Annotated in this window: 8 protein-coding genes; 2 read left to right on the top strand and 6 right to left on the bottom strand. The window is 34.0% G+C overall.

What is annotated here, in order from left to right; all coding sequences use genetic code 11:
- Positions 1 to 687 (top strand): sulfite exporter TauE/SafE family protein (locus ACH2BV_RS14050; RefSeq protein ID WP_395051394.1); only part of this gene is annotated, 687 nt, incomplete at its 5' end.
- A 23-nt stretch (positions 688 to 710) separates the two neighbouring features.
- Positions 711 to 941, top strand: coding sequence for a YdcH family protein (locus ACH2BV_RS14055; RefSeq protein WP_395051395.1), 231 nt, complete (start codon positions 711 to 713; stop codon positions 939 to 941).
- Between the two features lie 52 nt (positions 942 to 993).
- On the opposite strand, the gene hemN is transcribed toward ACH2BV_RS14055, so the two are convergent.
- The 6 genes from hemN to ACH2BV_RS14085 all read right to left on the bottom strand — a co-directional run bounded on the left by hemN (position 994) and on the right by ACH2BV_RS14085 (position 9,515).
- Positions 994 to 2,358: an oxygen-independent coproporphyrinogen III oxidase gene (hemN, locus tag ACH2BV_RS14060; RefSeq protein ID WP_395051396.1), complete on the bottom strand. Its 1,365-nt coding sequence runs from the start codon at positions 2,356 to 2,358 to the stop codon at positions 994 to 996.
- A gap of 137 nt (positions 2,359 to 2,495) precedes the next feature.
- Positions 2,496 to 4,661: a DUF349 domain-containing protein gene (locus ACH2BV_RS14065; RefSeq protein ID WP_395051401.1), complete on the bottom strand. Its 2,166-nt coding sequence runs from the start codon at positions 4,659 to 4,661 to the stop codon at positions 2,496 to 2,498.
- 394 nt (positions 4,662 to 5,055) lie between these two features.
- Positions 5,056 to 6,579: a glycosyltransferase family 39 protein gene (locus tag ACH2BV_RS14070; protein WP_395051397.1), complete on the bottom strand. Its 1,524-nt coding sequence runs from the start codon at positions 6,577 to 6,579 to the stop codon at positions 5,056 to 5,058.
- A 444-nt stretch (positions 6,580 to 7,023) separates the two neighbouring features.
- The gene (locus ACH2BV_RS14075; RefSeq protein ID WP_395051398.1) at positions 7,024 to 8,694 is read right to left on the bottom strand and encodes an amidase; all 1,671 of its coding nucleotides are present in this window, start codon (positions 8,692 to 8,694) and stop codon (positions 7,024 to 7,026) included.
- A gap of 261 nt (positions 8,695 to 8,955) precedes the next feature.
- On the bottom strand, positions 8,956 to 9,279 hold the full coding sequence (locus ACH2BV_RS14080) for a type II toxin-antitoxin system PemK/MazF family toxin (protein WP_395051399.1): 324 nt from the start codon (positions 9,277 to 9,279) through the stop codon (positions 8,956 to 8,958).
- On the bottom strand, positions 9,270 to 9,515 hold the full coding sequence (locus ACH2BV_RS14085) for an AbrB/MazE/SpoVT family DNA-binding domain-containing protein (RefSeq protein ID WP_395051400.1): 246 nt from the start codon (positions 9,513 to 9,515) through the stop codon (positions 9,270 to 9,272). Before ACH2BV_RS14085 ends, ACH2BV_RS14080 begins: the two co-directional genes overlap by 10 nt.
- Positions 9,516 to 9,711 lie beyond the last annotated feature (196 nt).

Genomic DNA, 9,711 nt, shown 5'->3' on the forward strand with positions numbered 1-9,711 from the left:
TTTTTCTTCGGTTTAATCAGTAGTTTTCACTGCATAGGTATGTGTGGTCCTATTGCCATGATGTTGCCTGTAGATAGGAACAATCAAGCTAAGAAGACCTCTCAAATCATTACGTATCATTTAGGAAGATTAAGCGCTTATGCAACAATTGGTTTAGTTTTTGGATTGCTGGGGAAAGGATTATTCCTTGCCGGAATCCAACAGAAATTATCGATATTTATTGGCATTGCAATGATTGTCATTATTTTAATTCCTGAGAAAGTTTTTGCTAAATATAATTTTTCGAAACCTGTTTTTAAATTGATTTCTAAAATCAAGTTTACGTTAGGAAGCCAGTTTAAAAACAAGAGTTATAAATCACTATTTACGATTGGCTTATTGAATGGATTTTTGCCTTGCGGAATGGTTTATGTAGCCTTGTTCGGTGCTATTGCAACACAAAGCGCAACTTTTGGAGTGCTTTATATGGTTTTGTTTGGGTTAGGAACTGTACCAATGATGAGCAGTGTGGTTTATATCAACTCATTTTTAACAATTCCTGTTCGAAATAAAATTCAAAAATTCATACCTTATTTTGCAGTTATTATTGGAATTTTATTTATCTTTAGGGGGTTAGGTTTAGGGATTCCTTATCTCTCTCCCTCAGATATGAGTTTGTTTGTGCAATCAACTCCTAATTGTCATTAATATTAATTTAATCTAATATAAATATGGAAAACCACGATCTTTTACATGTCTTTCCTGAATATCAGGAAAAAATTGTACAATTAAAAACAGAGGATGTTCATTTTAGTGAATTATTTGATGAATACCATAAAACGAAACGCGAAGTATTCTCAATCAAGACAGAAGAAGTAATAACAACAGATGAATATTTAAAGGAGTTGAAAGTTAGACTCCTGCATTTAAAGGATGAAATATATCATATATTGAAAGGATAAAAAAGAAAAATCACGCTTATTAGCGTGATTTTTTTTAATAATAAATATCTTTTTAAATTGTCATTGAGAATAATTTTGTCTCTGGAGCTTTTCTTTTTAGACGTAAGTCAAAAGCCATACAAATATTGCGGATAAAAGGTTTTCCGGCATTCGTAACTTTAATTCCTTCTTTTTCGATGATGACTAATCCATCATTTTCCATTTCTTTTAATTGGCTTAAGATTTCAGGAATTTCTTTAAAATAATTAGCTTTGTCTTTCCAGGAGGTTTCAAATTGGCACATTAAATTCAAAATGTGTTTTCTAATAATAAGGTCTTCTTCTGTCAATAAATGACCTCTAAAAATAGGTAATTTATCAGCTTCTAATAGTTTATAATATTCTTCTAATTCCTTTACATTCTGAGCAAAACTATACCAACTATCGCTTATGGAAGAAACTCCCAGGCCAATCATTAGTTGTGTTTTTGATGAGCTGTAACCCATAAAATTCCTATGCAATTTTCCGCTTTCGAAGGCTTTGTATAATGTATCGGTTTTTAATGCAAAATGATCCATTCCTATTTCATAATACTCATTTTCGAAAAGCAAATCCTTTCCAACTTCATATAACATTCTCTTTACTTCGTCTTTTGGAATATCTTCATCATTGAATCCACGTTGTCCATTTCCCTTTATCCATGGTACATGAGCATAGCTATAGAAAGCTAATCGGTCAGGTTGTAATGAGTTTGTTTTTTCAATAGTATCAATAACATCATCAATTTCTTGAAAAGGTAACCCAAAAATAATGTCGTGACCAATGGAAGTATAACCTATTTCTTTTGCCCAAAATGTAACTTTTGCCACATTGTGAAAGGGTTGTTCGCGATGTATCGCTTTTTGTACTTTTGGAGAGTAATCTTGTACTCCAAAACTAACCCTTTTAAATCCTAATTCATACAATTTTAATAAATGTGCTCGAGTTGTATTGTTAGGATGACCTTCAAAACTAAAGTCATAATCTACAGCTTTTTCAGCATAGCAGAAAATACCGTTTATTAAATCTTCTAGGTTTTTTGTCGAGAAAAAAGTAGGCGTACCTCCGCCAAGATGGATTTCTTTAATGATTGGTTTTTCTTCAAGAATATTGCAATAGATTGCCCATTCTTTCAAAACTGCATCTATATAAGGGTTTTCAACTTCGTGATTTTTGGTAATTCGTTTATTGCAGCCGCAGAAAGTACACATACTTTCGCAAAAAGGAAGATGTATATAAAGACTTATTCCTTCTTTCGAATTACTTTCAGCAAAAGATTTTTTTAGGGTGTCAATCCAGTTTTGATAGGTGAAATCAGACTCATCCCAATAAGGAACTGTTGGATAACTTGTATACCTTGGCCCTGGAACATTGTATTTTTGTAGGATAGAGTTTTTCATAGAAAAGAAATTTTTCAATAATCAAAAATAGTATGTAATTGTTTAAATTAAAATGATAATTATCATATTCTATTTTTGTTCAAAAAAAAACCTCATTCTTGAGTTTTGAATGAGGTTATTATATAATTATCAAAAATTTAAGCTTGATTTAAGTTTCTCACCTGTTTTAGTTTGTCTTTCAGGATTTCCATTTCTTCTTTGTGTTTTTCAATGTTTTTTCGAACTTCTAAGACGATGGAGTTTTCTTTTTTTGCATTTCTGGTATTTGTAAAAAACTGAATATTATTTTCCAATTGAAAAATTTCGTTCTTGATTTCATCAATTTTACGCATCAGAAATATTTTCTCGCCTTCTAGTTTTCTTGTGTCATTGTTCTCTGATAAATGGTCCATTCTATTGGAGAAACGCATCATTTCAGTGTCTTTTTTACTCAAACTTAATTTTTCAAATAAGGCATCAAGAACTTTATTAAATTTTCCTTCAATATGTCTTCTAGGAAAAGGAACTCTTCCAAAGCCTTTCCAGGTTTCGATATGTAACTTTATAGCATCCAAATCAGTTTTGTGGTCGCCGGTCAATTGAAATTCTCTCAGTGTTTCCAAATAGGCTTTCTTTTTATCAAAAGCTTCTACTTCTTCACCGTTTTCTTCATTTTTTTGCTCTTTTAATTTGTCAAAATAATGATTACAGGCTTCTTTAAACTCGATCCAGATTTTATCAGAATATTTTCTTGGAACATGTCCTATTTGTTTCCACTCTTCCTGAATTTGCTTCATTATAGGAGTAGTCACCGCAAAGTCGGTGCTTTCTTGTAATTCTTTGGCTTTGGTTACTAGCGCAGATTTTTTGCTTAAATTGTTGTTTTGGTCTTTTTTAATGTCTTTATAAAACGAGTTTTTAAAAGAATTAAAATTTCTAACAGCAGTTTTAAAAGCTCCCCAAGTTTCCTCATTTACTTCCGATGGAACTTTTCCGGCAGAGAAAAAGGCAGTTCTCAAAGCTTCCACTTTTTCTATTTGGCCTAGCCATTGCGAATGAGCATTTACTTTTTCGGTAGCCAAGACTTCAATTTTGGCAATAATTTCTTTTTTCTTTTCTAAATTTTCAAGTTCTGTTCCTCTTAAATTTTCAAACAAAACTTCGCGTTTGTCGTGCATTTGTTTGGTCAAATCGCTAAACTTGTTCCAAATTTCGTCACGGTGTTCTCTCGAAACCGGACCAATATCTTCTTTCCAGATTTTATGTAAATCTTGTAATTCTCGGAAAGCTTTGTTGATATCAGCTTCGCTAACCAATTCTTCAACACGAGCCACAATTTTTTGTTTTTGCTCTAGATTGTGTTTAAAATCAAGGTCGCGCGCTTCTCGGTCTAAGTGTAAATAGTCATAGAAGTTTTCAACGTGAAAATGATAATTGTTCCAAACGTGGTTGTATTTGTCTTTTGGAATTGCTCCCGCATTTTTCCAACGTTCCCTTAAATCATTAAAATGTTTCAAGGTATCTTTAATGTTTGCCTGCGGATTGATTAACTCTTTTAATTCCTCGACAATCGCCAATCGGTTTTCCAGGTTAGTTTTCAAATTCGTTTGCAAACTTTTGAAATGCGTATTTTTATTGTCTCTGAACAGCGAATAATACTGGTCAAATTTTGCTTTTGTTGGAGAGCTATATTGAAATTCTTCATTTATGTCAGTCCCATTGCTTTGGGACTCAGCGAGAAATTCCTCTTTTTTCTCCTCTAAAAGATGGTAGTATTTTGCTAAGAATGATTTTTTAATTTCTTCGACGTGATCCTTAACTGACATCACTTTTTCATTAGTGACTAAGTTTTCCAATTCGTCAACTAAGGCCTCTAAAGACAAAGCATCATAATCGAGCATTGGAATATTATAACGTTCTTTCAGCGTTTCATCTTCACTTTCTTCTGCATTTGTATCGGCAATGGCGTCGATAATAGTATTGGTTTCTGCTAGTTCTCCATCAGAAACGGTGGTACTATTTTCTTCTACCAATTCAGTTTCTTCGCTATTGCTAGGCTCAACTATTTCTATTTCTTCTAAAACTGGAGTTTCAGAATCCAAGACGGTTTGATTTTCGGTTTCAATAATAACATCAGCCTCTGTTGAAATTTCTTCAGAAAGTGTTTCGATATTTTCTGTGATTTCTGTAGCAATCTCGCTGTTACTTGGTTCAATTGTTTCAATTTCTTCTAAAACTTCTGTTTCAGATTGTACGATTTCCATCGATTTATTTTCTAATTTTCCATCTGCTTCAAGCAGGTTATCATTCGTTTCTTCTAACATTTTTTCAATGTGTAAGGGTTCATTATTTTTTTCGAGTTCGAAAGATAGTAAAGCTTGCTCAAAATACAAAGAAAATCCATTATTTATAGTCATTTTATCTAAGAACCCCTTTTTATTAAGACGCAATTTCCTACTTCTTAATGACTTCTAGAAATCAATTTCTACCCAAAATTAAAGCTTTCTTTAGGATTTATTTTAGGAAAGAGAAGGTTTGTTATGAATTTTAAAAGCCAGTAATATTATGAATAATTGTGAGTACTCATAAACTCTTTTTGGTAATAAATTAGGCTAACGGTTTGGAGCTTTGCTATCGTGGGGAATTAAAAGCACAAATGTTTATTAGAATTCCGATTGTTCAAATTTAGCACTAAAGCCCACTATTGCAAAACCCCTGTTAGCGGTAGTTTTTCTTCTCGTCAATTTCGTCTTTAATTCTCTTGTTAATGTCAATTTTTGAACCAATAAAAGCAAAAATTGAAGTTCCGTATTCTCTTGAATATTTGTTTGTAATAGAACCTGCAATCAATGAAACTTCAAAAAATGGCGATGTTTCTTTAAGTTCATTATCTGTTTCATTTGATTCTTTAATTCTGATTAAGTTTTCATAATTTTTAGTTAAGTCAAACCAATCTATATAGTCAGCATTGAACGAAACTGCTTTTATTTTTTGTTGTGTGTAATAATTGATTGCCCCAGCCTGACCATAATTATCGCAAAGAATGAGTGTATTATTTTTGTTTGGTAAACTTAAATAAACGCTATCTACTTTTAAGGCTAATTCTTTCCAACCAAGCATATCTGCAAAATCCTGTGGTAATAAATGGTCTTTGCCATCTTCCCAACGTAGCATACCCAATTTTTTGTAGTTTTCTGAATGCTGAATAATGTATTCAGGTTTTTTATTTGGAAAAGCAACATTATAAATTGGAATAAATAAAATTATGGGAACTGCAATGACAACTGGTTGTAAACATTTTCTCCAACCGTCTTTTAAAATGTCTGAAAGATAAACAGAACCAAAAGCTATGTAAATTGGGTAAATGCCAATGGCATAATAGTCTTTTGCCTTAAAGTAAATAAAAGCTGTTAAAGTAAAGAGGATAGAGTAAATGAATGGTCTATACTTGTTGAAAGGCTTGTAAAAAAGTAAAGCATAAAATGATGCAAAGACTACTATTAGTGACCCTATAAAAAAGAGTAATTGATTTTTCAAAAAGTCAAATCTATTTACATTTATTAATTGAGTTTCTGCCAATTGTTTTAAGTGGTGAAAGACTGGAAAATTGTTATTGTATTGCCATATAAGATTAGGTGAAATTAGAACCAAGCCTAATAAAACGGCAAAATATAGACTGGGTTTTAAAAATATTTTCCGATGCTTTGTTAGCAACAATGAAGGTAAAAGCCCAATTAAGAGAAAAACAATGTTGTACTTATTCAAAAAACCAATTGCAAATACTGTCGCTCCTACATACAACCATTTTAAATTATCGGTTTTGATATATTTTAGGAATATGAAGTATAAAACTGTCCAACTTAAAACATCAAAAGAATTGGGTTGATACAAAATGTTTAGTCGCAAAAGTGCAGAAAATAAAACACAAGTTGCACCTAAAATCAAAGCAAAAAGGTTTCCATTTAATTCTTCTATGGCTTTCCAAACTATAAAAATTGTCAATGCACCATACAAGGCAGGGAATAACTTAATCCAAAAAATTGAATTGCCGAGTAATTGAATAATGTAAGACGTCCAAGAAGTAAAAGGTGGGACAGAAAGATAACCCCAAGCCAAATGATTTGCTTGGTCAAGATGTAAATATTCGTCCCTCTGTAAATTATATTCACTACTTAACAGCAAAAATTGCAGTATGAATTTTAGTGAAATAAAACCTAACAAAATTAAAGTCTTCCGTGTCATAAATTGTGGTCTGTCAAAATTACCTATAACATTCTCGACTTTAAGAAGTTGGGAATTTGTAAGCACGAAACTTTCGCTAATGCACTGAAAATCAAAAGTACAAAACAAACTTTAAATTAAGCCCTAAAACCCCAATTTCTTAAAACCGCTGTTAACTGCTGTTTTTTTTATGTTCAACGATATTTACTGCCGTATTTTTCTTCGTGTATTACAATATGATTTTTTATTTGCATTCCCATCTGGCGCTCGTCTACGACGAGTACCTACTTACTTTTGTATACTAAAAAAAGCGTTTATAACGCGGTTCTTCAAGATATATTACCACAAAGGTTCGACATTTACATTGCAAAAAATTCCATCTGGTACTTGTCGCAAACGAGCACCAGAAAAACTAACAAACGCGCGCTAGGTGGGAGTATCAGCCTTTCGTTAAAGAGTTGTGGTTCACTTTGTAAACAAGGGCGGTTGCTGCTGCTCGTAATGGGTTAGCTCCTGAAACTTTTTGGCGAACGCAGCTATTATTGCCTCACTATATAATTTACCACCTAGAAAAGTAATGCTGGGTGGTGCACCACCGGAAGACGCTATGCCAGCCGGCAATGTGATACAAGGATTACCTGTAAGGCAGGTGAGTGCCATAGGCTCATCAGCCATACTTGGCACAATGATAATATCGTACTTGCTCAATAATGGAAAAGCCTGCTGCATAACCATGTAGCGCAAACGGCATACAGTAAGATATTCAACAGCCGGAATAAACCGTGCACTCCTCAACTGGTTCGGGTAGCGGCTTTGCCATTGCTGTACCATTTGGCTATCCTTACCCGACCTTGTAAGAGGGTCAAAAGCCGCAGCTGATTCCGCAGCCCAAATGGTTGTTAGCAAGTCATTCGTATGTAGGTTGGAGGGAAAATCGATAGCCATAACCTGCACACCAGCATCCTGCAACGTTTTAATAACAGCTTTTTCTGCACTGTTATCGGGCAAGGTATCAATGTAGTTTTTTGCATACGCCACTTTTATGTTTTTGAGATCAATAGTACCCGTATAATTAAAAGGCATTGTTCGTGAGGCCCGGTCATATACATCACTACCGTGTATAGAAGCAAATACCATTGCGGCATCTTCAGCACTACGGCAAATAGGCCCAATACGGTCGGAGGTAAAGGCAAGGTTCATTCCGCCGGTTCGGGCAACACTGCCAAATGTAGGCCGCAAACCAGTTGCACCACAAACCGCAGAAGGAGCTACAATAGAGCCGTAGGTTTCAGTACCAATGGCAAATGGCACCAATCCTGCAACGGTTGCCGATGCGGCGCCCGCAGATGAACCGTTAGAACCTTGTTGTAAATTCCAGGGGTTTTTAGTTTGTCCGCCAAACCATATATCATCCATCGCAAGCTCTCCCATAGATAATTTTGCGATCAATACTGCGCCAGCCTTTTCCAGTTGCTGGTACACGAATGCATCTTCATCTATTACCTGGTCTTGAAAAGGCGGCGTGCCATAAGTGGTTCGGGTACCCTTTACTGCAAACAGATCTTTAAGCCCATAAGGTATACCCTGCAGCGGACTTTTATAAATGCCTTTTGCAAATGCCTCGTCGGCCCGTTTAGCCTGCTCCATGGCAATTTGTTCCGTAAGACTGATAACACAATGCAATGTGTCGCCATATTTTTTCAAACGGTTTATAAAAAACCGGGTTAATTGCACGGAGGTAATTTTATGATGCCTGAGCAATGAAGACAACTGGGCAATAGAATAAAACGCCAATTGGTTTGTATCAGCAGGCATTACAACACCTGCAGGAATATTCCAGTTAATGGGCTGTTGTTTGGTATTGAATGTCATTGTTGGCAATACAGGATCAAACCAGTTTGGAAGGGGAACACTATTTGCTAAATTGAACCCATGCAGGTATCGATATAATTGCAGGTTAGCGTTCAGCTGGTTCACCATGGAATCTCTTTTGGCATCCGTAAAATGTAGGTCGTACATTTTTTCGGTATTAATAATTTCGCTTGCCCCAACATTTTGTGCCTGTATATTAGATGTAAGCACCAAAAAGAAAAAAAAGCAAACAATAGTTTTTAATAGCGAGGATATATTTTTCATAAGTATAAATTACATATTTTGAAGATGATACGATGTTGTAATGGCTAAAACCAGTAATGTTGTTTTCTTGGTTTATTTGAATTTGTATTGTTCATAGTCTAGTTTGTTCTGCTTACCGCTAATGTTCCCATGATAGAGCTCGTGGCGGCTTGGGAACTGAGTTTTCTTCACTAGGAGAAAACAAAAATAGGAAAATAAGACGAACAATTTACCGAAAAACTAGCCTTGAGTTTTAGCATGTGTTGGCGGCAGTTATTGTTTTTAATCTACATAAGTTTCACGTAAAACATCTTTTACTTTTGCAGTTTCCTTTTCTGTCAAATTTCCTAATACTTTGATTATTCTTTGTCTATCAACAGTTCTGATTTGGTCTAAAACAATCCAGCCTTTTTTCTTATCGTGATTTATCTCAACTCTCGTTGGATAAGTTTTTGAACTACTTGTCATTGGTGCAACGACAATGGTTTGCAAATATTTGTTCATTTCATTTGGTGAAATAACAACACAAGGTCGCGTTTTTTTCATTTCACTACCAACAGTTGGATCAAGATTTACTAAAACGATTTGATATTGTTTTAAATCCATTCTTCAAGATTTTCGTCTTCAAAGATATCGTTAATCAATAATTTATCATCTCCATTTTCGTGCATTTTCTTGAATGATTTTTCCCAACCATTTCTTGGTTCTGATTTGGGTTTAAGAATGATATAACCTTTCTCAAGAATGAGTTCAACTTTGTCAGTTATATTATATTTTTCAAGTAAGGTTTTCGATAAACGAATTCCTTTAGAGTTTCCGATTGGTATAATTGAAATGTCCATAATAATATTATTTAGTGACCACAAAGTTATTACTTTATTTGTAACAACCTAATTATTTTATATGCATTTTTTTTGCAGATTCGAGAGCCAATTGCCACTAACGTCAGACTGTGAAAAAACTTCCGTTTAGCATAAACAAATATAGTAAAATAGTTGTTCAAAAGCAGGTTTTTTCGTATTTTTAAGAATGCAACAC

Origin of the sequence: Flavobacterium sp. (genome assembly GCF_043780635.1) — a bacterium.
In the GTDB taxonomy this organism is placed as follows: Bacteria; Bacteroidota; Bacteroidia; order Flavobacteriales; family Flavobacteriaceae; genus Flavobacterium.